The 26,569-nt window shown below is 52.2% G+C and carries 18 protein-coding genes; 5 read left to right on the top strand and 13 right to left on the bottom strand.

Going from position 1 to position 26,569, the window contains the following annotated elements; genetic code table 11:
* Positions 1-48: 48 nt before the first annotated feature.
* Genes CFK45_RS16645 through CFK45_RS16635 form a run of 3 tightly spaced genes read right to left on the bottom strand, consistent with a single transcriptional unit; the run spans position 49 to position 2,276 of the window.
* Positions 49-744 (bottom strand): hypothetical protein, encoded by a 696-nt coding sequence (locus CFK45_RS16645; RefSeq protein ID WP_096087579.1) that lies wholly within the window; start codon positions 742-744, stop codon positions 49-51.
* The gene (locus CFK45_RS16640; protein ID WP_096087578.1) at positions 741-1,361 is read right to left on the bottom strand and encodes a hypothetical protein; all 621 of its coding nucleotides are present in this window, start codon (positions 1,359-1,361) and stop codon (positions 741-743) included. The genes CFK45_RS16645 and CFK45_RS16640 overlap by 4 nt, the downstream gene beginning before the upstream one ends.
* Positions 1,362-2,276 carry a type IV pilus biogenesis protein PilM gene (locus CFK45_RS16635; RefSeq protein WP_096087577.1) on the bottom strand — a complete coding sequence of 305 codons (915 nt, stop codon included), beginning with the start codon at positions 2,274-2,276 and terminating at the stop codon, positions 1,362-1,364. It abuts the gene before it with no gap.
* Between the two features lie 159 nt (positions 2,277-2,435).
* Between CFK45_RS16635 and trmL the strand changes: the two genes are divergently transcribed.
* Both trmL and CFK45_RS16625 read left to right on the top strand, forming a co-directional pair.
* Positions 2,436-2,900: a tRNA (uridine(34)/cytosine(34)/5-carboxymethylaminomethyluridine(34)-2'-O)-methyltransferase TrmL gene (gene trmL, locus CFK45_RS16630; protein ID WP_096087616.1), complete on the top strand. Its 465-nt coding sequence runs from the start codon at positions 2,436-2,438 to the stop codon at positions 2,898-2,900.
* A 201-nt stretch (positions 2,901-3,101) separates the two neighbouring features.
* Positions 3,102-5,024, top strand: coding sequence for a VacB/RNase II family 3'-5' exoribonuclease (locus tag CFK45_RS16625; protein ID WP_096087576.1), 1,923 nt, complete (start codon positions 3,102-3,104; stop codon positions 5,022-5,024).
* A gap of 157 nt (positions 5,025-5,181) precedes the next feature.
* Here CFK45_RS16625 and CFK45_RS16620 read toward each other — a convergent pair whose 3' ends face one another.
* The 3 genes from CFK45_RS16620 to CFK45_RS16610 form a co-directional block, all read right to left on the bottom strand.
* Positions 5,182-7,563 (bottom strand): serine/threonine-protein kinase, encoded by a 2,382-nt coding sequence (locus tag CFK45_RS16620; RefSeq protein ID WP_096087575.1) that lies wholly within the window; start codon positions 7,561-7,563, stop codon positions 5,182-5,184.
* 81 nt (positions 7,564-7,644) lie between these two features.
* Positions 7,645-7,998 carry an FHA domain-containing protein gene (locus tag CFK45_RS16615; RefSeq protein WP_096087574.1) on the bottom strand — a complete coding sequence of 118 codons (354 nt, stop codon included), beginning with the start codon at positions 7,996-7,998 and terminating at the stop codon, positions 7,645-7,647.
* 137 nt (positions 7,999-8,135) lie between these two features.
* A complete protein-coding gene (locus CFK45_RS16610; RefSeq protein WP_096087573.1) occupies positions 8,136-8,624 on the bottom strand; it encodes an STAS domain-containing protein in 489 nt (162 codons plus the stop codon).
* 531 nt (positions 8,625-9,155) lie between these two features.
* Here CFK45_RS16610 and CFK45_RS16600 point away from each other — a divergent pair.
* Positions 9,156-9,473, top strand: a complete 318-nt coding sequence (locus CFK45_RS16600; RefSeq protein WP_096087571.1) for a PilZ domain-containing protein — start codon at positions 9,156-9,158, stop codon at positions 9,471-9,473.
* A 123-nt stretch (positions 9,474-9,596) separates the two neighbouring features.
* On the opposite strand, the gene CFK45_RS16595 is transcribed toward CFK45_RS16600, so the two are convergent.
* The 5 genes from CFK45_RS16595 to dnaE form a co-directional block, all read right to left on the bottom strand.
* Entirely contained in the window at positions 9,597-10,376 is a 780-nt protein-coding gene (locus tag CFK45_RS16595; RefSeq protein WP_239923733.1) for an MlaA family lipoprotein, read from the bottom strand.
* A gap of 4 nt (positions 10,377-10,380) precedes the next feature.
* Positions 10,381-14,307 (bottom strand): ATP-dependent RNA helicase HrpA, encoded by a 3,927-nt coding sequence (gene hrpA / locus CFK45_RS16590; protein ID WP_096087570.1) that lies wholly within the window; start codon positions 14,305-14,307, stop codon positions 10,381-10,383.
* 155 nt (positions 14,308-14,462) lie between these two features.
* On the bottom strand, positions 14,463-16,007 hold the full coding sequence (locus tag CFK45_RS16585) for a methyl-accepting chemotaxis protein (RefSeq protein WP_096087569.1): 1,545 nt from the start codon (positions 16,005-16,007) through the stop codon (positions 14,463-14,465).
* Between the two features lie 222 nt (positions 16,008-16,229).
* On the bottom strand, positions 16,230-17,186 hold the full coding sequence (locus CFK45_RS16580) for an acetyl-CoA carboxylase carboxyltransferase subunit alpha (protein ID WP_096087568.1): 957 nt from the start codon (positions 17,184-17,186) through the stop codon (positions 16,230-16,232).
* Positions 17,187-17,317: 131 nt separating this feature from the next.
* The gene (gene dnaE / locus CFK45_RS16575; protein WP_096087567.1) at positions 17,318-20,818 is read right to left on the bottom strand and encodes a DNA polymerase III subunit alpha; all 3,501 of its coding nucleotides are present in this window, start codon (positions 20,816-20,818) and stop codon (positions 17,318-17,320) included.
* 352 nt (positions 20,819-21,170) lie between these two features.
* Between dnaE and pflB the strand changes: the two genes are divergently transcribed.
* Positions 21,171-23,468 (top strand): formate C-acetyltransferase, encoded by a 2,298-nt coding sequence (gene pflB, locus CFK45_RS16570; protein WP_096087566.1) that lies wholly within the window; start codon positions 21,171-21,173, stop codon positions 23,466-23,468.
* A gap of 122 nt (positions 23,469-23,590) precedes the next feature.
* Positions 23,591-24,385 (top strand): pyruvate formate-lyase-activating protein, encoded by a 795-nt coding sequence (gene pflA, locus CFK45_RS16565; RefSeq protein WP_096087565.1) that lies wholly within the window; start codon positions 23,591-23,593, stop codon positions 24,383-24,385.
* 55 nt (positions 24,386-24,440) lie between these two features.
* On the opposite strand, the gene CFK45_RS16560 is transcribed toward pflA, so the two are convergent.
* Together CFK45_RS16560 and CFK45_RS16555 are read right to left on the bottom strand one after the other, a co-directional pair.
* Entirely contained in the window at positions 24,441-25,112 is a 672-nt protein-coding gene (locus tag CFK45_RS16560; RefSeq protein ID WP_143247625.1) for a hypothetical protein, read from the bottom strand.
* Positions 25,113-25,396: 284 nt separating this feature from the next.
* Positions 25,397-26,221, bottom strand: a complete 825-nt coding sequence (locus tag CFK45_RS16555) for a hypothetical protein (protein WP_096087563.1) — start codon at positions 26,219-26,221, stop codon at positions 25,397-25,399.
* Positions 26,222-26,569: the final 348 nt, after the last annotated feature.

The raw sequence follows: 26,569 nt of genomic DNA, 5'->3' as shown, positions 1-26,569 counted from the left end.
GGCGCGGCAGTGGCACAAACACAGATACATAATGCGCGGAAGAAATAGCTATTCACCGATAAAGCCCCGCTGAGTAGACAGGGTATAGGCTTCGAGCTCAACCATTGCTGTTGGCCACGAGGTCACCTCGTAGGCCAAACTCGACCAGTAAAACTGCCAGTCGCCCTGCTCAAGCTCCTGTAAGTACCTTGTCAGCTCAAAATACGAGCCCTCTAAACGAAAACGCACGCTGTGTTTAAACACTCCGACAGGTTTGGCGCTTAATTCAGGTTTTTCATCTTCGTCGGCGTCGCTGTCAGTGTTTTTGGCGGTATCAAAGCTCAAACGCTGGGGCGGCAGTGCTTGCATCGCAAGCAGGCTTAACTTTTCGCGTTTTTGCAACATCGAGCGAATAATCTGCGGTAACTCTCGCGCCTGAACCAGGCCAACGCTTAATTCAGCAAGCTCTTGATCCAGGTTTTGAAGTTTACTCTCAAGCTCCAACACCTGTTTTTGTTTCAGCGCATTGGGGTTATTCATCAAGGTCTTGGTATAGATTTTTTCTTCTTGAGTCAGCCGCTCCAAGGCCGACTCCGCGGAGCTGAAACGCTGTTGTAGTTTCTTATTTTCGCTGTTGATCGACGAATAGATCAGCAGTTCCCAGCAGACATAAACAAAAGCCAATATACAAAGTGCTATCAGCAAACGTTCGCGCAGTGGGCGCAGATTAAACGCGTCGCTGTATTTCAACCACAGTGCTTTCACCGCTGCGCCCCCCCATCTTCCTTCGAGCTCATCAGCGGCTCGTAACCCAGGGAAAAATCAAAACGCTTTTGGCTGTTTTTCTCGGCGATGCTCAGCGAACCAAAAGCAGATTGAACAAAAGCGCTATCGTTTTGCAGCTCGGCAAGATACGCCAGTAACAGCTCAGGCTTGGTACACACACCGCTCATTTCAATCAGCGAAGCCCCACCGGTAAAACGAAAACGATCGAGACTTAAAGCTTCACTGCTAAAACGAGCGAGGCCTTGCAGGCGTGACGAAAAGCCGTTGTCATTGCCAAGGCTCTGACCTTCAATCAGGTCTTGAACCAGTAAACGGCTGTTGATGTCCAGCTTTAACTGATCGATTTGTTTGTCGAGCTTTAAACTATTGCCGATCGGACCGCGATCTTTAACGCTTTGCAAGCGCTGCTCGGCCAGCAACTGTTGGTGCTCAAGCATCACCACATCTTTTTTTAACGCTTGCAGGCGATGGCTGTTGACGATAGACACCAGCAATAGCAGCAGCACAAAACCCAGACACGACAGCGCTGCGGTGTGCGCCGTCATCCACTCCTTTTTTACCCTTAGTTCGGGTAAATACAAATTAATATTTTGCATTTAACTCGCCTGCTCCCGCAGCGCACCGCCAGCGGCTCCGAGACAAAGCTGTAACAAGCCCTCATCAAGCTCATCGCTATCGATACCAAGCTCCTCACTTAAATCGAGAAAGGCCACCGGCAGTGAAAGTGAACGTTTTAGCTCCTCGCTAATTTTTTCCGGGCCTATGCCTTCGCCACACAAATACAAAATACCCGGCGGCGCCTGCCCCATTTGTCGCTCAAAATAATCGAGCGAGCGCTGAATTTCTAAGGCTAGTTGCTCAGCGGGGAGTTCATCGAGCAGGCCGGCGCCGTAATCAACCTTAAAGTTGCGCGACAGATACAAATCGCCATCGCGATAAATACTTACTTCGCCGGCGCCCTGATGTAAGCGCACCAGCGCCGCACCGCGCTCAAGTGCCTTTAGCTGCAATAAATTGCGCAGCGCCAACACTTCAATATCAATACTATCGAGCTCGAGATCGGCGTTTTTTGTCAATTCAATCAGCGATTTAATTAAGCTCAATTCTGCGGCAACCACGTAGGCCATGGTTTTACCGCTGCGGCTGATGCCGGCGGGCAGAGTAAATACATCGATAGCACTTTGCTCAACACTGCTTTGCAGCAGCTCTTTAACACGCCATTTTAGCGCTTCGCGCAGCTCATTTTCAGGTACTTCTGGCGCCTCAACTAACAACAGTTGATAATCACTTGCGCGCAGCACCAAGCGGCAGTGGTAACCGGCAAGCTGATGTTTATTAACATAGTCTTCAAGCAGTGACGGCCAGGAACTGCTGCCCTGTTCACAGCGCATACAGGCGAGCTTATGCAGTTTGCTTTCGCCGGCACGGGCAAGCGCAAAACTCACATACTCAGAGCCGAGCTCAACCGCAAGCCACCCTCGAGGGCGTGAAAATTTAGTCAACCAGTTCACGAGCGTTTCCCATAAAGCGCATCTTACTAGTTTTCCTCAGTGATCTACGTTTTATAATTATTGTGGCCGCAAAGCCTCATTAAACCTATATATTATAGGCTCTTAGCACACCAATTCGTTTTTGTTACTCAAAATAAGGCCCTTAGCCAAACAATGCACCTGTTTAACATCGTTTTGTTTGAGCCGGAAATCCCGCCAAACACGGGCAATATTATCCGTCTCTGCGCCAACACCCCCTGCCGCCTACACGTTATCGAGCCGCTGGGTTTTGAACTTGACGACAAGCGCCTGCGCCGCGCCGGTCTCGACTACGGAGAGTGGGCCGGCATCGTGCGCCACCAAAACTGGCAGGCGTTTCTCGACAACGAAAAGCCTGAAGCCCTGTGGGCTCTGACAACGAAAGGCCAAATTAATCACAGCCAAGCACACTTTGAACAAAACGCATACTTTATCTTTGGCCCGGAAAGCCGCGGTTTACCCGCGCACATTCTAGAACACTGCTCGACAAAACATATGTTGCGTATCCCCATGCTTGAGGGTAGCCGCAGTATGAATTTGAGCAATGCCTGCTCAGTGCTTGTCTACGAGGCCTGGCGCCAGCTCGACTACCGCGGCGCAATTTAAGCGAGCATACATTAAGCGACATAGCTACGTACACGCCAAACTAAAACTTTTGTACCAAGTGTAAAACAGCCCGACGACTCTGTTTAAAAATCAAACACAAATAGCGCTTTGTCGACGAAAACTGCAACTTGAGCTACATACAGCGGCGGCGCTTACCTGATAAAATCGCCGCCTTTCTGATTTACTGAGACAGCTGACCCCATGTTAGACCCCAATGCGCTTGCAGCCCTATCGCAACTGAAAACCGATATTCAAGCCACCAAGGACTACGCCGAAGGAGTGGTTGCCGCCACCTCCGGCCGTTTCGGTTTTGTTCGCTGCGACGACGGCCGCGACGCGTTTTTAGCCCCGGAAAAAATGGAACGCGTTTTACCTGGAGACCGGGTTCAGGTCAGCTTAAACGAAAACGCCAAAGGCAAACTCGAAGCTGAACTAGAAAAGCTGCAAGAGCCGGGCTTGAGCAAATTTGTTGGCCAATACCGCGTTCGCGGTAAAGGCCATTTTGTTGTGCCTGGCGGCCGCGATTTTAGTCGCTGGATTTTTATCCCACCGCAGCAGCGCAAAGGCGCCAAAGAAGGCGATTTTGTTATCGCCAAGATTTCCCGCCACCCGTGGCGTGACGGCCGCGCCCAGGCAAACATATTATTTCGTATAGGCCAGCCCGACGACGCCTTTATTGAACACAAATACATCAAAGCCAAGTACGATTTGAACTACCGCAGTGGCGAAGAACACAGCAAACAGCTCGAAGCCGTACAAAACGATTTTGCCAATGAAAATTTTGGCGAGCGCGACGATTTAAGCGCACTGCCTTTTGTCACCATTGATTCGGCCTCAACGCTCGACATGGACGACGCTCTGTATGCACAAAAGAAAGGCGACGGCTACGAACTCAAAGTTGCCATCGCCGACCCGGCGAGCTTTCTTGCACAAGGCTCAGCGCTCGCTGAGCAGGCGCAAAACTGCGCGCAATCGGTTTATTTACTCGGCGGTACCGTGCCGATGCTGCCCGCAGCTATTGCCCACTACGCCTTTTCACTCGAAGCCGAAAAACTCAAACCCGCGCTCGTGTGCAGCATGGAAATTAACGCCAATGGCGAGGTGAGCAGCGCCAACTTTAGCCGAGCCAAGCTGCGCTCGGCTGCGAAGTTAAGTTACGAGCAAGTCGCCAACTTTCTCGACCGGGGCAATAGCGACGCTGTTGACGAGTCGCTGCAGGCCAACCTAACACTGCTGGCAGAGATTAGCGTGCTGCGCCGCAACTATCGCGAACAGCACATGCTACTTAACGACGACAGCGGCGACTACGACTTCAGCCTCGATGAACGCGGCCATATCGACAGCATCCGCCTGCGCGAACGCAGCAGCGCCAACCAACTGGTCGAAGAGGCCATGGTTGCGTGCAACATCGCCGCCGGCCATTTTCTCGCCGAGCACAACGCCGGCCTGTTTACCGTGCACAAAGGTTTTCGCGAAGACCGTATCGGCGAAGCTGCCGCACTATTTAAAGAAGAGGGTCTCGACTTCGGCGAGCTCAACACGCTGGACTCACACAAAACTATGCACAGAAGTCTCAGTGCCGACAGTGAACGCAGCAAGTATCTACCGGCACTGCGCCGCCTGATGCAAGGCGCCGAGCTCAGCCACGAGCAGGGCCCTCACCTGGGCCTCGGCGCAGACTTTTATGCCACAGTGAGCTCACCGATTCGCCGCTTTGCCGACTTGTTTAATCACTGGTGTATAGAAGCCGTACTCAACGGAAACAAAGCACCGAAACTTAGTGAACAACAACTGCAGTCACTCAACGAGAATCTGCGCAACGGCCGCCAGGCTGACCGAGAGTTGCAGCAGTGGTTACTGTGCCTGTACGCCCAAAAGCAAGTTGGCAACAGCGCCAAAGGCCGGGTGCGCATCGTCACTCAACAGGGCTTTGGCGTGAAACTCGACGACAGCGGTTTGGAGGGGTTTGTCTTGTTTGGCAAAGACCAGGAAAAGAGTTTTGACGCCAAGCGCCTGAGTTTAAAAGTTGGTGAGCAAAGCTGGTTTATCAACGACGAAGTAGAGATAAAAATAGCCTCCGTAGACCAGGACAAGCGCCGCATCGCCTTTGAATTAATCAGTTAGGACTGTCCCCAGGCCCCGGCGCTATCGCTAAGCCCCAGGCCGAGATAGCAAGGGCTTAAGTGCGGCAACAACTGAAGCGCTGATTGCGTTAATCGTTTGGCCGTTTTAGTTGTTTGACCTGAGCCCCTGGCATTTCTGCCAGCCACTGCTCGGGCACTTAATAACCGGGCTTTTTAGCCATCGCCGGAAAATCACGCTTGATGGCCCGGCGTAGAGCCTGCGCAAGTTCGGCGGCGCTCGCGTAGCGGTCATCGGGATTTTTCTGCAGACACTGATTAATAATACGCGAGGCACTGGCCGGCAGCTCTTTGCGCACGCGGCGCACACTGCGATGTTTGGTGTGAATAATTTCGTAAGTCAGCGCCGCAAGGTTGTCGGCATTAAATGGCAGCGCGCCGCACAGCAGCTGGTAAAAACTCACCCCCAAACTAAAGATATCTGCCGTCGCCCCAACGCGTGCACCGCGCAACTGCTCGGGCGCCATATAAAGCGGGCTGCCGAGTATCTCACCGGTGCTGGTGCGGCTGGCATCAAGCAGGCGTGCAATGCCAAAGTCGGCAACTTTTAAAGTGTAGGGCGAATTACTGTACATCAGGTTTCCAGGCTTAATATCCCGGTGCACAATTTGGTTTTCGTGAGCGTAGTGCAAAGCCATTGCCGCATCGTAAACAATGCGATAAACCGTGCTCACCGGTAACAACCGTTCGGCACTGACAAACTCAGACAGCGGCTGGCCATCGACAAAATCCATCGCGATATAAGCCAGATCGCCCTCTTCACCAAGATCGTAAACCGAGACGATATTCGGGTGGTTCAAACGCCCGGCAGCTTCCGCCTCGCGGAAGAAGCGCGCTTTAAGCGAGGATAAATGCTCACCGGCAAAACCTCGTGAGTCGAGAGTTTTTACCGCCACTTTGCGCGCGATCGCCGGATCAAAACCTAAGTACACCACACCGACGGCGCCGCGACCGAGCTCTTCTTTAATTTGATAGCGCCCTAGGCGCTGCGGTTTTGGCCCGTCGCCACTTCGCCCCCGAACCAGAGTTTTAGCCAGGCTCTTATGCATTGCACCGCTGGCGCGCAGGCGCTTGCGCAAGCTCAACAGGCGCTTATCGGGCCCCATAATGAGCAGGCATTGGTTCAGCAAAGTAAGCGCTTGCTCCATCTTATCCTCGCGTTTTGCCAGGGTTTCAAGCATGCGCTGAATACGTGCCGAAGCGTTGCTCCGGCGCGGAGCCTGAGCGAGCAGCGCCACCGCCTCGGCAATACAGTGCTCCGCCTCAAGAATATCGCTGGCGTCGCTCAGCGCGTGCTGCAGCGCTACTTGCTCGCGCAGCTGGCGCCTGTGGTTTAGCCGCCACAAACTCAAAAGTGGAAGCAGCAAAAGCGCAACAACAAAGAGCAGTGACATCGGCAGCCAAAGGCTCAGAGCCAGCGCCGCATAGAACTGTAGGCCGAGTGCAAAAAACAGCAGCGAAGCGATGGCGCCCAAACGCAGCTTAAGTGAAGCATTGGCACTGGCCAGGCAACTCAATAACAGCACAAAAATAAGTAGCAGTACCCGAACCAGCGGCTCCGCCCACCACGGCTGAACATAGGCCTGCGCCTTGTTGAGACTGTATAACTGATGGGCACTATGTTTTAAGGCCGCAAGCTGCGACGCCGGACCGATCAACACATACGAGGGGAAACTGCTGACAGCCAGCGCTTCGTCGAGACTGAGCACACTGACCCGAGCCGAATGGCTATCGAAACGGCCCTCAGTGATATAGGCATCCGAAGCCAAGGGCGCCAAAACTGAGTCAGCGAGCCACGGCGCCAGCTTTAGCGCGAGCTCCGGCCTATTGTTTAACTCAAGCATGGCCGCCATTAGACTGGCGATCACGCTGCCGTTATCGAGCTCCAACCACAACCGAACCCGGTCTGCCTGCAATAGAGGCAGCCACGGCAGAGGCTCCAGCGGCGCCGCGCAGCTGCCCTCGCAACCTGGCTTTGCATTAAACCAGGATCTTAGCCAGGCATAGGCTTGGCCCTGAGTATGAGCCGGCGCCAGCTCCGGCTGCCACGAACTGAGCCCAAGTGCTACGCGCTGATCACCGAGCAGCGACAGCAAATACTGCTTGCGCGCGAGCATACGCCTATCCTCGTCGCTACCTTCGGCCAGGCTGCGATCGAGCTCAGTACTGCCGAGAAACAGCGGGCGCGGTAAAACAAGCGCAAGGCGCGCCTGAGATGCGTGCAATACGTTGGACACCAGCGAGCTCAGCTCACCGCTGTGATAGACATCTGCGCTCCAGCGGCGCACAGTAGCATCGGGCACACTGACAATGGCAATATCAACCGCGTTTTGCTCCGCGCCGCGAAACTTACCCAGTATGTTTAGGCTCAAGCTATCGATACCGCCTAACGCGGCATACTGGCCGGGCAAACACAGCACTGCACACAGCAGTAAAAGCAGGTAAAAGCGCAAGCTGCGCCGACTAACTAAACGCGCCAGCGCATCCCAGCTTTTTTCACACCTCAGAGCAAAGCTCTTCACTCAGTACACACCTGTCATCGCGGCACCTTAGCCAAAAAGCCACCTGTCAAAGGCAGCTTCACAACGCAGGGACAAAGAAAACTACTCTGTGTAATAAACACCGGGTATCCAACTTTTTTTAATACGCAGGGTTTGCTCAAGTGCACTGGGGACATCGTTGAGAAATTCAAAACTCTGTGCGCCCATGCGGAACACCGAACCGTGCTGAAGCCGGGCGCCGCTGCTGCGCTCACCTTCAACAAACAAACCGTTGGTTGAATCGCAATCTTGCAGCAACCACTGCCCGTCGCGCTCGACCAGCTCAGCGTGGTACTGACTGACAGTGGGATCGTCAAGAATCAGGTTGTTATCGGCAGCGCGACCAAAACGGACGGGCGAGGCCAGTTCAACAATGTTGACTGTGGCGCCATTCACGCTGTGTTTTAAAAAAGGCATGCATCAAGACCAGCTAAAAGTACCATTACTGAAGTACATTATAACGACGGCCCCGAGCAACTGAAGACTCGCCCCGGCTCCAGACAACAAAGCGTGAACTGGCGCAGGCCGGGACTTGAGTTAAAACAAAGGCAGAGCTAACCGCGCTCGAGCGAATGTAAAAGCTCTTTGAAAACTTCTTTGTTGTCGGCATTTAACTCAACCAAGCTGCGGTGGGCCTCGAGCACCTTTTGCCTGACGGCCTCTTCATCCACCGCCAGGTCGTGGCTGTGCAAAACCTGGAAATCATCGTGGCCGATATCTGCCGACTCGACGATCTGCAAAATCTCTGCAAAGCCCATCGAATCGAGCAGGCGAATAATCGCAGCGTTACTCGAGATTACGATTGGGTCCATATAGTGCAAAGCGCGGCCCTTTAACGAAATTTTGGCCATTAGGCCCAGGGTGGTGCTGTCGATTGCCTCTGCTTCAGTCAGGTCAAAAATGACGGAGCTGAAATCCTCGCTGGCGAACATCTGATCGATAAATTCGTCGAAGCTCAGGCTGAGAGTGAGGCGAACGTCGCCAAGCATCTTAATGACAAAGACCCCGTCCTTGTCAGCGACTTTTATCTCACCTGTATTCATAGTACTACTACCTTGATTCAAACTTGCTCAATACAGTTTTGGCCGGGCTTGCCGAAAGCAAAACTGTCGAACGGTGCCACATCCTTCGACGGCGCAGTCCACGTGGGCTGCGCGACTATTATTGTAAGATTGTAAATTCTATAAGCGCTGAGCTCGACCGCTGTCGCCCCAAGCCATCGGGCAAGTTTAGCTGATTTGGCGCTCACTTCGTAGCTCGAAATAAACGAAGTAAAGTTTATCTGAGGCGCCAGGCACTGAGCGTGATCAAAAGCTACACAAATAGTATTTTTTGCGTTAACTTATTGTCCCAGCCGCAGCCTGTATGGGCGGTATTTGGCCACCTTGCTTAAATGTGCGTAAGGCCCAATAACAACAAATACGCGATATGCCTTTTTTGCGCTAGGCCTTCGCCTCAGATCTGAGCGATGCCCGCTTGCCAAACTGCGTATCGAACTCGTTGTTATGCGATGCCTTAACTCCTTTGCTGTTAGCCAGGTGGCGCCTGTTAATTGCGTTTCAAATGGAGTAGCTATGAGCCTAGCCGACCGAAACTATCAGGAAAAACGCGGTTTCCTCCGCATGAAAATAGACAGCCCCGTTGATATTGAGTTGCTCGAAGACGGCTCGCACCATCGCGGTATCTGTCGCGACTTAAGCGGCGGAGGCATGCTGGTAGAAATTGACAGCACCTTGCCTGTGGGCAGCGAGCTAAAGGTTCGTATCGCGTCAGGCCACGGCCACGCCCCAATACTAGAGGCGAATACGCTGGTTGCCAGAGTTGTCGCTCAACCGAGTTCAGAGCATAGCAGCTGCCTGCTCGGCCTTGAGATCGACAAAGTACACGACTAGCATTTTTTCGCGCTAAGGCAGTGAGCCCACCGCGTTAGCTTGATCGCCGCAGGCACCAAGCTATAAGCAGTTGTTCGCGGGTACAGCTTTTTACTCACCGTGCAGTGAGGGCTGTTTTAGCCTTTAAAAATCTTCGTCGCCGAACTCATCTTCATAGTCTTCGGCCAGCTCCCCGTCTCCCTCTAAATAATCTCTACGCTGTAAATACGCATCGCGCATAAATACATACATATCGCCGGAAGCGAGCTCTTCAATATCAAACAGCTCGGCTCGACGGTGCACGATGCGCGTCGCCACTGCCGTGTTGACTACCGCTTGGCGCTCGGCATAAGAGACCGGGTCCATCACGTAAAAATCGACCGGTAAAGCCAAACCGTCGCGCACGGTACTCGGCCCGAGAAAAGGCAGGACAACATAGGGGCCGCGGGCGACACCCCAGTGGGCCAGCGTCTGGCCAAAATCTTCACCTTCATTGGGTTCGAGCCCCATCGGGGTGGCAACATCGAGCAGGCCGAGCAGGCCTAAGGTTGAGTTGACAACAAAGCGGGCGCTGTCGTTGCCGGCCTGCCGCCATTTCCACTGCAATACATCGTTGCTGATATTGCCAATTTCACCGAGGTTGCCAAAAAAATTGCCCACGCCCTGTTGCACTGGCGCAGGGGCTATAAAGTCGTAGCCTTTTGCCACCGGCCTTAACACCCAGCTATCGAGCTTGGAGTTAAAAGCAAAAACACCGCGGTTCATACCTTCCCATGGGTCCGGGTCTTGATAGTCATTGTGCGACTTTGTCGCACAGGCGCTCAAAGCCAGCAGTGAAACAAGGCTCAAGGCAGTGGCCAACGTGCGCCCACACAAATAAAAAGACATACGAATAGATAAACAAAAAAACAAAAAATTTTGCATAAAATTACAGGCTTTCCTGCCATTGTTTTTTCAAGCGTTTTTCAGAAACCGGAAGCAGCGTTTTTAAGCTTTGAGCAAATAGGGACACCCTTAGCTCCTCTAGCATCCAGCGGTAGTCCTGCCAGGCGGCATTGGCGCTGTAAGCCGCGAGCCCTTCGCGCTGCAACCTGTCTTCGTGCTGCTGCCACAGCGGCTGCAGCTGATACATAGCCGCCCGGTCTGCCTGATTTTTTTGCGCGGCTTTTTCTAACCGCAAGTTTATTGCCTTTAAATAGCGAGGCAGTTGCTGCAGCCAGTGCCAGGGGGTATCAAACAAAAAACCCCGGTAAAAAATCTCGCCCAGTTGGTGCTGGATATCACCAAAAGCCAGCGCTAGCGCCAGAGCATTTTTACTGGCTTTAAGTTGCTTGCGTATTTCAAGCACCTGCGCCAGGGATGCCAGCAACAGTTTTTCATATTGCTCGGCAATCTCAACTAACTCAGACCGCCCCTGTGCCAGCGCCGCTTCAAACTGCGGTTTTTCACGCACCGAGGCACTTTCGGCAAAACAGGCGCGCTTGATCGCCGCCTGTAAAATGTCATCGGCAACTTGCTCGCGAGAACCAATATCCACCAGCGACAAACCTAAGTCTTTGCCTTTTAGCAAATTCTTACGCGCGTATTTCGCTGTTTCACCAAGCTCGTTCAAGGCCAGCTGGCACAGGCCGCGCTGATGCGCCCAATTGGCATCGAGCGGATTATCAAAGAGCTTAATCTCCACACTGCGCGCACCGCTGTCACACAGCAGCGCCGGATAGGTCTTAACTTTCACCCGCCCGCGCTCGATTTCCATACTGCTATCGAGCTTGTCAAAATCCCAGTTGCGCAGATCTTTGCGCTCTATCGAGCTGCCGATATCGCGCAGCGAGTGCTCAACTGTGGCTTTGTATTGCTTGCGAAGCTGCTGCACATCGCGGCTTTGATCGATGATTTTATCTTTATCGTCGACCACAACAACATTGGCTTTATAGTAGTCATCAAGCTCGTCGAGTTTCCACTGCTGCGCGTCGATATCAACAGCGGCTATGACCCTCAACTCATCGGCGAGCGCCTGAGTTAAAGCGTAAGGCCCTGAGTTCATGCGCGCCAGCGCCCTGTCGACAAACGCCGGCACCGGCACCAACTGTTTGCGCAGCGCCTTAGGCAAACTTTTGACCAAGGCTATGCACTTGTCCCTTAGCATGCCCGGTACCAACCACTCGAGCTGTAGCTCATCTACCTGATGCAACAAATCAACCGGTACAAATACATTTAGGCCGTCGTTGGCGCGGGTCGGCTCAAACTCATAGCGCACTGCTAAGCGTAAATCACCGTTAACAAGCGAGGCAGGAAATTGCTCTTCCCCCAAGTTGTCTGCACTGTGCAACATAAGCTGTTCGCGCTTGAGAAACAGCCGCTGCTTGTCAGTTTTCTCCTGCTCCCGGCGCCAGTGCTCAAAACCTTTGAGGTTAACAATACGCTCGGGAATCAAGGCTTCGTAAAATTGATAAATCTGCTCGTCGTCGACAAGAATATCGCGGCGCCGGGCCTTGGCCTCAAGCTCACTGAGCTCGTCAATCAAAGCCTGATTGGCCTTAAAAAACTCGCCTTTGCCTCGGTAACGCCCCTCTACCAAAGCACTTCGAATAAATACTTGTCGGCATGTCTCAGGCTCGATCTGGCTGAAATCGACGCGCTGTTTTTCAGCCAGCACCAATCCCCAAAGGCTGACTTTCATATACGCCTTAACTGAGCCCGACTTTACATCGTAGTGCGGCTCAAAATACTGGCGATTTAACAAATGCGAGGCCGAGCGAATAACCCAGGCGGGATCTATTTTTGCGACACAGTGCGCGTACAACTGTGTTGTTTCAATAAAGTCCGCAGCCATTAACCACGGTAACTTCTTTTTACGTAAACTCGAGCCGGGAAAAATATGAAACTTTCTTGAGCGCGAGCCCAAATAATCGCGCTCGCTTTCTTCGAGGTTGCGCTTGCCAACATTCGACAACAAACCCGTTAACAAAGCATGGTGCACAGCATCGTCGCGCGCTGGCTCCTGGTTTATTCGAAAACCTAAATCTTTGCACTGAAGCTTTAATTGGTAGTGCAGCTCGCGCCACTCTTTTAAGCGCAGAAAATTTAAAAACTCTTTTTTACACAGCTTGCGCAGCTGGTTCTGGCTGAGTTCTTGACGCTGTTCTTCAACGTAGTTCCACAGATTTACAAAAGCTAAAAAGTCACTGCCTTCGTGCCAAAAGCGCCGGTGTTTTTCATCGGCGGCTTGCTGTTTATCTGCTGGGCGCTCACGCGGGTCTTGAATGGTCAGTGCCGTAACAATGATTAATACTTCGTTGAGGCAACCCTGCTCGGCTGCGGCAAGAATCATACGCGCAAAGCGCGGGTCGACAGCAAGGCGATTAAACTGGCGGCCTAGCTGGGTCATATGACCTTTTTTATCAACAGCTTTTAATTCTTCTAACAGCTTGTAGCCATCTTTAATCAAACGCATATCCGGCTTGTCGACAAAAGGAAAATCTTCGACTTTGCCCATGCGCAGGTGCAGCATTTGCAACACCACGGCAGCGAGATTAGTGCGCAAAATTTCAGCGTCGGTAAATTCCGGCCGGCTCAAAAAATCTTCTTCCGAGTACAGGCGGTAGCAAATGCCCTCACTGACCCGGCCACAGCGACCGGCGCGCTGATTGGCACTGGCTTGTGATATCGCCTCAATCGGCAGGCGCTGCACCTTAGTGCGCAAACTGTAACGGCTGATACGCGCGGTACCGGTATCGATCACATAGCGAATACCGGGCACCGTCAACGAAGTTTCAGCAACGTTGGTGGCCAATACGATGCGCCGACCTTTGTGATTTTGAAAAACACGATTCTGTTCGGCCAAGCTCAAGCGCGCATAAAGAGGTAATACTTCAAGGCCTGGCAACTGAGCTTTTTTTAACGCCAGTGACACTTCGCGGATATCTCTTTCGCCACTTAAAAATACGAGAATGTCGCCGCCCTTGCCGCGACTTTCCGCAAGGATTTCTTCAGTACAAGCCAGCACCGCCTGACTTAATTCTTCAGCATCTTCCTGCCAAGGGCTGTAGCGCAGCTCCACCGGGTAAGTACGGCCGCTGACTTCGATTACCGGCGCTTTGTTAAAGTGCTCGCTGAAACGCTCAACATCGATGGTCGCCGAGGTCACAATCACTTTCAGATCCGGGCGCTTTGGTAATAGCTGCTTTAAATAGCCCAACAAGAAATCAATGTTGAGGCTGCGCTCGTGGGCCTCATCAATAATGATGACCTGATAGCGCTGCAGTAAAGGATCTTTTTGGATTTCAGCGAGCAAGATACCGTCGGTCATCAACTTGATTGCGGTCTGCTCATCACTGTGATCGGTAAATCGAACCTGATAACCAACCAAAGAGCCAAGCGGGCTCTTTAGCTCTTCAGCAATACGCGCGGCAACCGTTCGTGCAGCTATTCGTCGCGGCTGGGTGTGGGCAATTAGGCCTTTACTTGCCAACCCCAGCTCAAGACACACTTTCGGCAACTGCGTGGTTTTACCGGAGCCCGTTTCGCCGGCGACAACCACCACCTGATTTTTTTCTATCGCCTCGGCAATTTCATCTTTACGCGCAACAACAGGCAGGTTTTCAGGAAACTCAATAAGCGCCGGAATAGCAGCCATGCGTTTTAACAAACGCTGCTGAGCGGCATCGATCTCACGCTGCAACTGCGCCAGCTTGGCATCAGCGGGCAACGCTTGCTTTAAACGCTTGCCGATAAAGCTCGCGAGCTTACGCAAGCGCGCCTGAGTCTGGGCATCGAGCTCAGCTAGTGTTGTTTGGCATAACGTGTAAGTTTGTTGCTGCTCTTGAAGAGACGGGGGCGTTTTGGGCTCTGACATCGATCTACCTGCTGTGAGCCGCGCATTATACGCAGCTCAAGCAAGTAAATCAGGCACTTGTTGAGGCCTCATTACCAGGGCTTAGCTATGACGGATTTCGTTGACAACAACCTCAAGCTGCTCTCGAGTTGAGCGAACATCGGCAGCTGCGTTCATCACGGCACTGGCCTGCTCAGCACTGTCGTTGGCGATGCCGGCGATCTCGGTGATTTTTTGAGTGATATCATCACTGACCGTGCTCTGCTCTTGCACAGAGCCTGCAATAAATTGGTTGACGCCGGGATACGGTCGACAGCCAAGCGAATCGCGGCCAAGGACTCTCCGGTAGCACTAACCGTGCTCATACTGTCTTCGGACTGAGCCTGACCGGTTTCAATCGCCTTAACCGCTTCAGCAACACCACTTTGCACCGTTTCAATAATTTGGTTTATTTCGGCGGTGCTCTCCTGAGTTCGCTGAGCCAAGGTGCGAACCTCATCGGCAACCACGGCAAAACCCCGCCCCTGTTCACCGGCACGAGCAGCCTCAATCGCAGCATTTAATGCCAGCAAGTTGGTTTGTTCGGCAATGCCTCCAATCACATCGAGCACGGTGCCGACTTGAGTCGTGTTCTGCTCTAAAGAGCGGATCACATCGGTGGTCGAACTAATATGCGCTTTCATCTCACCGATGGTATGAATCGCCTTCGCCATCGTCTGCTCACCTTCGGTAGCCGCTTGATCTGCCTGAGACGAGGCCTCTGCAGCATCTTGAGCCTGACCGGCAATTTCTCGAGAGCTGGCCGACAACTCGGTCATAGCTGAGGCCACCATGTCGGTGCGCTGATACTGCTCTTGAGTCGCATTTTGAATTTTGCTGGTCGCACCGGCCAAAGCCACATCGGCGTTTTCGAGCACCTGCATTGTCGACAACAAGTTTTCCGTTGAGTGCTGCAGCTTATCTTGCAAAATACCAACAGCGCGCGTGACATCACCGACTTCATCTTCGTCGGCCGGCGGCAGAGCAGTACTGAAGTCGCCATCGGCAATACGCACCAAGGCCTGACGCAGGTGCACGATTGGAAGACTGACTCGTTTAGTCGCGATAAACCAGCTAAGTGCGGTGACCAAAATGGCGACGACAGTAATCAGCCCGATGCTAATACGCGCTGTAGCTGCGGAGGCTTCGATGAGTTCAACGCTGTGCTGCTCAACCAGAGCGTTGAGCTCAGCAACCGCAGCTTCCAAAGCTTTGGTCGGCTGCCTATCAATTCCACGCACACTGCGATCACCGAGCTTGTGATCGTAAGCGGCAAGAAATTTCTGATAGCCAGTTTGATAACTCGAATAAATACGCGCGTGTTCGTTTTTAAAGCTCTGCAGATGACTGCTGACATCGCTGGGCAGGTCCATTGCCAATAACTCAGCGACTAGGTTCTGGTTTTCCTGCTGGAGCGTCTGAAAACGCCCCCAGTACTTGCTGCGGTCTTTTTCAGTGTGACCGCGCAATAACACATTTTTCCATTCCTGAACCTGACGCTTAAAGTCGACCGTCAAGCGCTCTGCTCGAAGCGCCGCATGTATCTCCGTGCCGATCAGTTGCTCAAAGTGTTTAACTTTGGTACTAAAACTACTAAAAGCGATAATGGCGACCAGACCGACTATGCTCGTACTACCGACCACCAGCGCCATCACCGTTTTGCGTATGCTCATCTGAAACATGGTTGTTTTTCGCTATAAATCCAGACTTCAGTATAGACAGGCATCTGCGTGACACCGCCATATTAGGAGTCCAGAATCTAAACACGTGCCTGATAAACCGTGGCAAATAAACACAAAAACAACGCTTCGATGTCACAGCGGCATATTGTTGCGCTCAAAAAAAACCGCACATAAAGTGCGGTTTTTTTAATGCGTTTCTTAAAATGCGAAGTACGCGCTGCTTTAGATTGGCCCGTTGCCGTAACTCATCAAACGCTCGTAGCGTTTGTCGAGCAGGCTGTCGATATCTTGCTCTTCCAGCTCTTCCAGCTGCGCAAGCAGACGCTGTTTTAGGTTTTCAGCCATCGCGTCCATATCGCGATGTGCCCCACCCAAGGGCTCGGGGATAGTCTCATCGACTATGCCAAGGTCTTCGAGCACACTTGAGGTCACCCCCATCGCTTCGGCGGCAAGTGGCGCTTTGTCGACCGTTTTCCAAATAATATTGGCGCAGCCTTCAGGTGAAATCACAAAATAGGTTGCGTACTGCAACATATTTAGCTGATCGCCAACACCGATGGCCAAAGCGCCACCAGAACTGCCCTCACCGATAACCGTACATATAATCGGCGTGCGCAGGCGGCTCATCACCGCGAGGTTCTGAGCAATCGATTCGGAAATACCGCGCTCCTCTGAATCGATGCCGGGATAGGCCCCCGGAGTGTCGATTAAGGTCAGCACCGGCAGTTTAAAACGCTCGGCCATCTCCATCAGGCGCAGAGCTTTGCGATAACCTTCGGGCTTTGGCATGCCGAAATTGCGGTAGACCTTGTCTTTAACACTGCGGCCTTTTTCTTCACCGATAACCATCACCGGCTTACCGGCGATGCGGCCGATGCCGCCGATAATGGCGTGGTCGTCACCAAAATGTCGATCGCCGTGCAGCTCGTCCCAATCGTCAAAGATACGGCTGATGTAATCGGCCGCATAGGGGCGCTGAGGGTGGCGAGCCACCTGTACAATCTGCCAGGGGCTGAGACTGCTGTATATGTTCTCGGTGAGTTTGACGCTTTTTTCCTGCAAGCGGCTTATTTCTTCACCTATATTGATGTCGTTGTCGGCACCAACCAGCTTCAGCTCGGCAATCTTGCCTTCAAGGTCCGCGATGGGCTGCTCAAAGTCGAGATAGTTTAAATTCATGTGTCTGTGTACCTGTAGGCCTAAGGGCTGCTAAGGGCGGTATGCGCCCGCGAAGAAAGTTTGATTCTCCGCAAAAAATCGGCCGCAAGTCTACCATTCATGGCCTGCGGCTGAAAGCCGAGTCACGCACATCAACGATAGCGCAAGCTTACCGCCTGAGAACCGTAGAGCGCGCGCAAGTTGTGCATGCACTCGTCGGAAGCATCAACCGCCCAGTTTTGCCCAAGTTCCAGCTCAACACTGGCGTCTGCGTGGTGGTAGCGCACTTTCACCGGACAGGCACCCGCATACGTCTGCAGGCAGGCACCCAGCTCTTTGGCATAGGCCGGTCCAAGCTTGGCGCCGTGCAATTGAAGCTCGAGCGCCCGCACTTTGTTTTGCCTGGCTTCGGCAAACTCTTTGATCGCATCGGCGCGCATTTTTAAACCGCCGTTGTAATCGTCGCGGCTGACCTGCCCCTCGATAACTAACAGTGCGTCCTTGCGCAGCTTTTCCCGGTTCTCGTTGTAGGTATCTGAGAACACCGCAACTTCGAGCCGCGCGGTTCTGTCGTCGAGGGTAACAAAGGCCATTGAGTCGCCGCGCTTGGTTTTCATCACCCGAAAGGCAACCACCAAACCACAAACCGTCTGTCTATTTTTATCAGCTTTTAATTCGACCAAACGACTGCTGACAAAATATTTAAGCTCGGCGTCGTACTCATCAATGGGGTGGCCGGTCAAATACAACCCCAAAGTATCGCGCTCGCCATTTAAGCGCTCTTTAATACTCCACGGATGTACGCGCTTAAATTCGGCGTAGGGGTCGCTGTCGGCATCCGCGCCGGGCACAACCTCGCCAAATAAATCCATCATGCCGGCGCTGGCATTGGCGGCGCTTTGTTCGGCGGCTTTCACAGCTTCGGGAATCGCATCGTTCATCAGTGCCCTGTCGTAGTCGAGCTCTGCGCCGGAGCCGAGCTTGTCGACTGCACCACTGCGCACCAGCGCTTCGAGCGCACGCTTATTGACTTTGCGCAGGTCCACCCTGTCGCAAAAATCAAACAGATCTTTAAACGGCCCACCACTGTTTCGCGCTTCGAGTATGCTTTCAATGGGCCCCTCGCCGAGCCCCTTAATGGCGCCGAGACCGTAAATAATGTTGTTGCTGTCGTCGACGGTGAAATGAAACTCGCCGCGATTCACATCCGGTGGCAGCAAGTTTAATTTCATGTTGCGGCACTCTTCGATAAAGGTCACCACCTTGTCGGTTTTGTCCATATCCGAGCTCATCGTCGCCGCCATAAAGTGCGCCGGATAATGCGCCTTCAACCAGGCCGTTTGATAACTAACCAGGGCATAAGCCGCCGAGTGACTCTTGTTAAAACCGTAACCGGCAAACTTTTCCACCAGATCAAAGATTTTCATCGCCAGCTCGGGGTCTACGCCCTGCTTGGCTGCGCCCTCTTCAAAGGTCGAGCGCTGCTTGGCCATCTCTTCGGGCTTTTTCTTACCCATCGCCCGACGCAGCATATCGGCGCCGCCTAAGGTGTAGCCGGCGAGTTCCTGGGCGATTTGCATCACCTGTTCCTGATAAACAATAACACCGTAAGTTGGCTCAAGAATGGGCTTTAATTTTTCGTGCTGGTATTTTGCATCCGGGTAGGCCACTTCGGCGCGGCCGTGTTTGCGGTTGATAAAATCATCCACCATGCCCGACTGCAAAGGCCCGGGCCGGAACAGAGCCACCAGAGCAATCATATCTTCGAGATTATCCGGTTGCAGGCGGGTAATCAGGTCTTTCATACCGCGCGACTCCAGCTGGAACACGGCGGTCGTCTCGGCCCGTTTTAGCAGTTTAAAAGTCGCATCGTCGTCGAGTTCAATGGCGCTGATATCGACGGGTGCTTCACCGCGCTTGGCGAGCTGGGCATTAATCATCGCCAGCGCCCAGTCGATAATGGTCAGCGTACGCAGACCGAGGAAGTCAAATTTCACCAGGCCGGCGTCTTCAACGTCGTTTTTGTCGTACTGAGTCACCAGGCCGCCACCGCTCTCATCGCAGTACAGCGGCGCAAAGTCGGTGAGCTTGGTTGGAGCGATCACCACGCCGCCCGCGTGCTTGCCGGTGTTGCGCGCAACACCTTCGAGCTGCAGCGCCATCTCCCAAATTTCACCGGCGTCGCCGTCGTGCTCAAGCATCTCGCGCAGAGGTTCTTCTTGCTCGAAGGCCTTGTTCAGGGTCATGCCCGGATCGGGCGGAATGGCCTTGGAAAGTTTGTCGGCAAGGCCGTAGCTTTTACCCTGCACACGTGCGACATCGCGCACCACCGCCTTAGCGGCCATGGTTCCGAAAGTTACAATCTGGCTGACCGCGTCGCGGCCGTAGTTGTCGGCAACGTAGCTGATTACCCGGTCGCGCTTTTCCATGCAAAAGTCGATATCAAAATCCGGCATCGACACCCGCTCTGGGTTCAAAAAGCGCTCGAACAGCAGGTCGTATTCAAGTGGGTCGAGGTCGGTAATTTTTAGCGCGTAGGCCACCAGGGAGCCTGCACCGGAGCCGCGCCCGGGGCCGACCGGTATATCGTGATCTTTGGCCCACTGGATAAAGTCCATCACAATCAGGAAATAACCGGGGAAGCCCATCTGGCAAATAATATCGAGCTCAAACTGCAAACGCTCGCTATAGACCTTTTTTTGCTCGGCGTAGTCGGCGGCGCTTTTATCCAAAATACGTTCGAGGCGCTCATCGAGGCCCTCGTATGAAATTTTGGCAAAAAATTCATCTTCAGTCAGGCCGTCAGGAATCGGGAACTCCGGTAGAAAATACTCGCCGAGGCGAATATCTAAGCTGCAGCGCTTGGCAATTTCAACGGTGTTGGCCAGGGCATCGGGAATATCGGCAAACAGCTCGCACATTTCTTCCGAGCTTTTTAAATACTGCTGATCGCTGTAACGGCGCTCGCGGCGAGGGTCGTCGAGCGCTCGCCCCTCGCCAATGCACACCCGCGCTTCGTGTACCTCAAACTCGTCAGACTTTAAAAAGCGCACATCGTTGGTTGCCACAACAGGCAGGCCGAGCTCATCAGCCAGCGCCAGTGCCTCGTGGAGATAGCGCTCGTCACCTTCGCGCGAGGTGCGCTGCAGTTCAAGATAAAAGCGCTGCGGGTAAATACCGGCATAGTCTTTCGCAAGGCTTTGTGCAAGCTCCCGATCACCGTTTAACAGGGCCTGGCCGATATCGCCAAATTTTGCCCCGGACAAAGCAATGACACCTTCGCTCTTTTCCTGCAGCCACGCTTTTTTGATATGGGGCAGGCCCAGCTTCTGACCGTGGGTATAGGATAGCGATATCAACTCGGTGATATTGCGATAGCCCCGCTCGTTCATTGCGTAAAGAGTCAGCAAAGAGGGCCTGGCATCTTCGTCGTCGGCAAGCAAATACAAATCGGCCGCACATATCGGTTTGACACCTAAACCCTGAGCGCTTTTGTAATACTTAATAAGGCCAAAAAAGTTGTGCACATCACTGATGGCACACGCGGGCTGATTTAGTTTCTCCAAGTTAGAAACTAGGGCTTTCACTCGCACTATGCTATCGACAAGGGAAAATTCGGTACGCACACGCAGGTGAATAAACGGGCAGGTCATGCTTCTAGCTCGGCCGGAAATAAAGGCTCGAAATTATAGAGGCTCACGCCGGCGCTGGTAAGTAAAAACACACAGGAGTTTCAACGACAAGTACGCTAAAGCAAGCTAAAAACAGCTTAAATCAACATTGCAAAAAAGGCGCCAAGTGCGAAGCAACGTAACACTTTTAAAGCCTCGGTACCTTTGGTAACAAAGCTTTCAAAATTTGCGCGAGATCAAAATTTTTGGACAGACAGGGCTTACTATGCACTCATAGCTGGACTAGCTCTAAGCGGACTATTCACTAACTATCCAAAGGCGACTGCAGCCCAAAAGGCCGAGGTCGTGGGATGCATTAACAAGGTAGGACATAATGAATCAAAAAGCCGATATCAACTTGGATAAAGCCGAACAAAGTCAAGCCGAAATACCTGCTCAGTGGCAGGGTTTTAACGCCGGCCCGTGGCAGAGCAGCGTTGATGTGCGCGACTTTATTCAGCGCAACTTCACCGTTTATGAGGGCAACGCAGAGTTTCTGTCAGGTCCTACCGAAACAACCCAAAAACTGTGGGCCGAAGTTCTTGAACTGCTGAAAGAAGAGCAAAAAGCCGGCGGCCCTCTGGATATCGATACGGTAAATCCAGCTGGCGTCACAGCCTTTGAGCCCGGTTACATCAACAAAGACCTTGAAAGCATCGTCGGCCTGCAAACCGACGCGCCACTGAAGCGCGCGATTGTTCCCTACGGTGGCATTCGCATGGTTCAAGGCTCTTGCGATACCTACAACAAACCGCTCGATCCAAAAGTGACCGAGATTTTCACGAAGTATCGCAAGACCCACAACAACGGTGTCTTTGACGCCTACACCCCAGAAATACTTAAATGCCGCAAGGCCGGCATTGTTACCGGCCTGCCAGATGCCTATGGCCGCGGCCGCATTATCGGTGACTACCGCCGCGTGGCTCTGTACGGTATCGATTACCTCGTTAAAGCCAAACTGGCCGAGAAAGCCGAAACCGACAGCTGGGAACTGACTGAAGACACAATTCGCCTGCGTGAAGAACTCAGCGAGCAAGTGCGCGCCCTCGGTGAAATTAAAGAGATGGCGGCAAGCTACGGTTTCGACATCAGCGGCCCTGCGGCAACAGCTCAAGAAGCTATTCAGTGGACTTACTTTGCCTACCTCGCGGCCGTGAAGAGCCAGAACGGCGCGGCAATGAGCTTTGGCCGGGTATCGACCTTCCTCGATGTATTTATTCAGCGCGACCTCGACGCGGGCACTCTGAGTGAAGACGAAGCTCAGCAAATGATCGACGATCTTGTGATCAAGCTGCGCTTGGTTCGCTTCTTGCGCACCCCTGAATACGACGAGCTGTTCTCTGGCGACCCAACCTGGGTAACTGAATCTATCGGCGGTGTTGGCCTCGACGGTCGCCCACTGGTAACTAAGAGCTCTTTCCGTGTTCTGCAAACCCTGTACAACTTAGGCCCCGCTCCAGAGCCCAACCTGACTGTACTGTGGTCTGAAAAAATGCCACTGGGCTTTAAAGAGTTCTGTGCCAAAGTCAGTATCGACACGTCTTCTATCCAGTACGAAAGTGACGACCTGATGCGCGACAAGTTCGGCGACGACTACGGTATTGCCTGTTGTGTCAGTGCGATGCCTATCGGCAAGCAAATGCAGTTCTTCGGCGCCCGTGCCAACCTCGCTAAAACCATGCTTTACGCCATCAACGGCGGTGTTGATGAGAAGAGCGGTGCTCAGGTCGGCCCTAAGATGGACGTTCTGACCGGCGAGCTCGACTACGACGTGGTTTACAAGCGCTTTGACGACTACATGGCGTGGCTGGCTAAAGTTTACGTCAGTGCATTAAACGTTATTCACTACATGCACGATAAGTACGCTTACGAAACCCCGCTGATGGCCCTGCACGATCGCGATATCAAGCGCACTCTGGCTTGCGGTATCGCCGGGCTATCGATTGTTGCCGATGCCTTCAGTGCCATTAAGTACGCTAAGGTTACTCCAATTGTCGACGAAAACGGCTTGGCTACCGACTACGAAATTGAAGGTGACTTCCCTAAATTTGGCAACAACGACGACCGTGTTGACAGCATTGCACAAGAAATCGTTAAGCGTTTTATGGAGCACGTTCAAAGCCACAAGACTTACCGCAACGCCGAAGCTACCCAGAGTGTTCTGACCATCACTTCTAACGTTGTTTACGGTAAGAAAACGGGTAATACTCCTGACGGTCGCCGCGCTGGTGAGCCATTTGCTCCGGGTGCAAACCCTATGCACGGTCGCGATACCGAGGGCGCCCTGGCCGCCTTGCTCTCCGTAGCCAAACTGCCCTATGAGTTTGCCGAAGACGGTATCAGCTACACCATGAGCATGGTGCCAAATTCACTTGGCAGCGATGAGCAGAGCAAAATCACCAACCTTGTTGGCTTGCTCGACGGCTATGCCGGCGCCCGTGGCCACCACGTGAACGTAAACGTCTTTGCTCGCGAAATGCTGGTCGATGCGATGGAGAACCCTGAGAAATATCCTCAGCTGACTATCCGCGTATCAGGCTATGCGGTGAACTTTAACAAGCTCACTAAAGAGCAGCAGGCGGATGTAATTAGCCGTACCTTCCACGGTTGTGTGAGCGGTTGCGATATCTGATCGGCTGTATCGCAACCTGCCTAAGAAGAAGTCCCTCGGGGCTTCTTTTTTTTGCCCGCAATTTACACAAAAGCAGTAATATAGTTAATGCTTTACCCCGTTGTTAAGCAGTAGAGACAGCCATGGCCAACCGCTTTCAAGATATCAACATCATCGACATCGACCAGGAGCACATGCTTGGTCGCGTACACAGTTTTGAAAATTGTTCGGCGCTGGACGGGCCCGGCTTGCGGGTAACTATTTTTTTGCAGGGCTGCCAGTTTCGCTGTAAATACTGCCACAACCGCGACAGCTGGGATCTAAATGCGGGAACACTCTACAGTGTTGCAGAGGTAGTCGAGAAAGTTTTGCCATTTGCGAGCTTCCTGAAAAGCTCAAATGGCGGCGTAACCGTCTCCGGCGGCGAAGCTTTGCTACAAGCTGAGTTTTTGACCCTGCTATTTAGACAGTTTAAAAAGCTTGGCATCCACACCTGCCTCGATACCAACGGCTACGTTAGAAATCAGCTCTGGGGTGAAAAACTCGATGCGCTCATGGAGGTTACCGACCACGTACTGCTGGATATCAAACAAATGAATAACGCCAAGCATATCGACTTGGTTGAGGTACCCAACACGTATACGCTGCGCTTTGCCAAACACCTGGCTGAGATTAATAAAACCACCTGGATACGCTACGTACTTGTGCCCGGTTATACCGACGACGGCGATAGCTTAAGGCAGCTTGGGGAATTTCTCGCGCCGATGAAGAATGTAAAAAAAGTGGATATCCTGCCCTATCACCGCATAGGTAAAACCAAGTGGGCCGAGATGGGCCTGGACTACCCATTGGGCAACCTTGAACCGCCAACACGCGAAAGCATCGAATGGGTTGTTGGAATGCTCAAGGGCTATGGGCTGAATGTAAAGTCGTCTTAAACCGCCCACGGCAAACTCACAGCACAGTGCCAGCTTGGCCCACTTCGCATTGCTGTTATTTATCTCGCGCACTTACCGTCAAATCAAAGTGCTTAAATAAACGTGCGAGGGCTCGGTCATTTTCACCCTTGCAGTTAATGCTATACAAGCTATCGCGCTGGCTCGATTCAAATAGCTCGGACGGGTAACGACTCCAGCCGTTAAGATCATCAATAACGGCTACTTTTGTGCCTTTAAGTAAAGCCATGCATTTAAACCATAAGTCATCCGTGCTCGGCGCCAAACTCATAAATAACTTGTGCTCAAGCGCTGCGCCACTTAGTGAATTGGCGGGGTAATAAATACCGCCCGCCCCGGTGGCGATTAACTCATCACTCGGATCACTCTCTTTCACACAATGTTGCCACTGATCGTAGGGCAGCAACTGCCCTTCAGACGAAAACGTACAGCGGTGTCCACGATAAGCAATAATAGCTTCTGGAAAACGCGCGGCACCTTTTAATAAACCTTCGACAAAGGTGCTGGGATACAACACATCATCATCGGCTGTGATGATATTCATATGCCCCCACTCGCTTAACGTTGGCACTAGTTTTTTATACGAGCGCCAGTCTGGGCAAAAGCGAAGCTCCAAGCCCCTGCGAACTGCGTGCAGAATGTTGTCCGGTAAGTTTTCCTGGTTAAACTCAGTTTCAGACAACCACAGCACTACCTTGTGAACACTCACACTTTGAGACGCCAGAGACTGCAAGGTTAAATGCACTGCCTCTAAGCGCTGCCCATAGCTTGTTAAGCTAACAATTGGTGCAGCAGGATCAGAGCTGAAGCGCCACGGCTCAGATCCCGCCCAAAAAGACCGGTCTAACTCGCGCTTCCTTTGTAGTAATGCGAGAACTCGCCGCTTCTGCTCTTCACTGCGAAAACGACGATAACTAAAAATGGGAACTCCAAAGAGATACCAGCGACGCAGAAACCCCTGCTTCTCTTTATACAACAGCTTCATTTTTGCGACTAAAACCCTTTAATACGCTTGCGCTTAATAAAACGTGACAAAGCAATAAAGCCGTAACACAGGCGGAAAAGATCAAACTTACGCTTCTCTCCTCCGAAGACCTCTGGCTCAAACTCTTCATAACCGTTTTTTTCCATGCATTGGCGCCAAAGCTTTTTTCTATCCTTGGTTCCGACCAATTTGTTTATTTCCCGCTGGCCACCGCGCTTTTCTTGATCAAAAGGATTCCTGACCGCAACCTCATCGACAATGGCTATTTTATTTTGCTCTGCACCGCCGATAACATTGTGATACCACCAATCCATGCCCCAGCCAGGTAAGGAGCCGTCATAAATGCTCATAAAATCGGCAAGTTTATGCTCGACAAACAAAGGACAGTTCATTTCGACAAAATTGGTAAAGCGGTAGCGATACTTAGGATTTTGCTGAGTGTGCTCAAAACTAATCTTTCCATCGTAACTAAAACTGGGCTGAATTAACCAAAGCTCCAGTTTTTTCCTTAATTCAAATAAATACGCGATACGATCCGCATCGATCTCGATGTCGTCATCCAACACCAATACTGCATCGTAGTTGGCCAGCACTGCTGAGTTGGCACTATAAAACGCTTTTAAGTTCTGAAACTTACTTCCCTTTCTTTTTTGCACATAGTCCGCTGCTGCTAAATACTCAGGCTCGCTGTCACCGTAATAAAACACCGCCAAATCAAAGCTGTCCCGGCCTTTACCTTTACACCACGACTCAATCAATGCCTGATCGCCGACAGAGCTAAACACAAGATAGGGCTTGGAAGCCTGAAAGCTCTTACCTGAGGAAGCCTGCATAGTTAAAACACACACAAATTAGGGCCGCTAAGTATACGCGTAGCTAAGCTGCAATAGTAGTGACACAAAAAGCAAAAGTAAGTGCTTGCTAGCACTGATAACTAGTAGCTTAAGGCCCAAGATAAACGCAACAAGCGCCAACAAAAATGTTGCCACTTCGTATATGACAATCAAACGCCAGCCATTAAATATAAAGCGTAAAAACGAGCGACTTATTCAACGGGGCATTCTCGTTCGCAGAAGGCGAGGTTTATCTTTTTTGTAACAACACCGACAAGCAGACATAAAAAAAGGCCCATCCTTTCGGATGAGCCTTTTTGAATAAGAGCCTGACGATGACCTACTCTC

The sequence above is a fragment of the Agaribacterium haliotis genome (assembly GCF_002312815.1).
Taxonomy (GTDB): Bacteria; Pseudomonadota; Gammaproteobacteria; order Pseudomonadales; family Cellvibrionaceae; genus Agaribacterium; species Agaribacterium haliotis.
The sequence above is the reverse complement of the archived record's forward strand: the minus strand, read 5'-3'. Positions and strand labels throughout refer to the sequence as shown.

Excerpts from the sequence above, each read along its gene's own strand:
- CFK45_RS16640 (WP_096087578.1), bottom strand. The coding sequence starts at position 1,361 with ATGCAAAATATTAATTTGTATTTACCCGAACTAAGGGTAAAAAAGGAG.
- dnaE (WP_096087567.1), bottom strand. The coding sequence starts at position 20,818 with ATGACCTGCCCGTTTATTCACCTGCGTGTGCGTACCGAATTTTCCCTT.
- CFK45_RS16610 (WP_096087573.1), bottom strand. The coding sequence starts at position 8,624 with ATGAATACAGGTGAGATAAAAGTCGCTGACAAGGACGGGGTCTTTGTC.
- CFK45_RS16615 (WP_096087574.1), bottom strand. The coding sequence starts at position 7,998 with ATGCCTTTTTTAAAACACAGCGTGAATGGCGCCACAGTCAACATTGTT.
- CFK45_RS16585 (WP_096087569.1), bottom strand. The coding sequence starts at position 16,007 with ATGTTTCAGATGAGCATACGCAAAACGGTGATGGCGCTGGTGGTCGGT.
- CFK45_RS16595 (WP_239923733.1), bottom strand. The coding sequence starts at position 10,376 with ATGCAAAATTTTTTGTTTTTTTGTTTATCTATTCGTATGTCTTTTTAT.
- CFK45_RS16580 (WP_096087568.1), bottom strand. The coding sequence starts at position 17,186 with ATGAATTTAAACTATCTCGACTTTGAGCAGCCCATCGCGGACCTTGAA.
- hrpA (WP_096087570.1), bottom strand. The coding sequence starts at position 14,307 with ATGTCAGAGCCCAAAACGCCCCCGTCTCTTCAAGAGCAGCAACAAACT.
- CFK45_RS16600 (WP_096087571.1), top strand. The coding sequence starts at position 9,156 with ATGAGCCTAGCCGACCGAAACTATCAGGAAAAACGCGGTTTCCTCCGC.
- CFK45_RS16625 (WP_096087576.1), top strand. The coding sequence starts at position 3,102 with ATGTTAGACCCCAATGCGCTTGCAGCCCTATCGCAACTGAAAACCGAT.
- pflA (WP_096087565.1), top strand. The coding sequence starts at position 23,591 with ATGGCCAACCGCTTTCAAGATATCAACATCATCGACATCGACCAGGAG.
- pflB (WP_096087566.1), top strand. The coding sequence starts at position 21,171 with ATGAATCAAAAAGCCGATATCAACTTGGATAAAGCCGAACAAAGTCAA.
- CFK45_RS16555 (WP_096087563.1), bottom strand. The coding sequence starts at position 26,221 with ATGCAGGCTTCCTCAGGTAAGAGCTTTCAGGCTTCCAAGCCCTATCTT.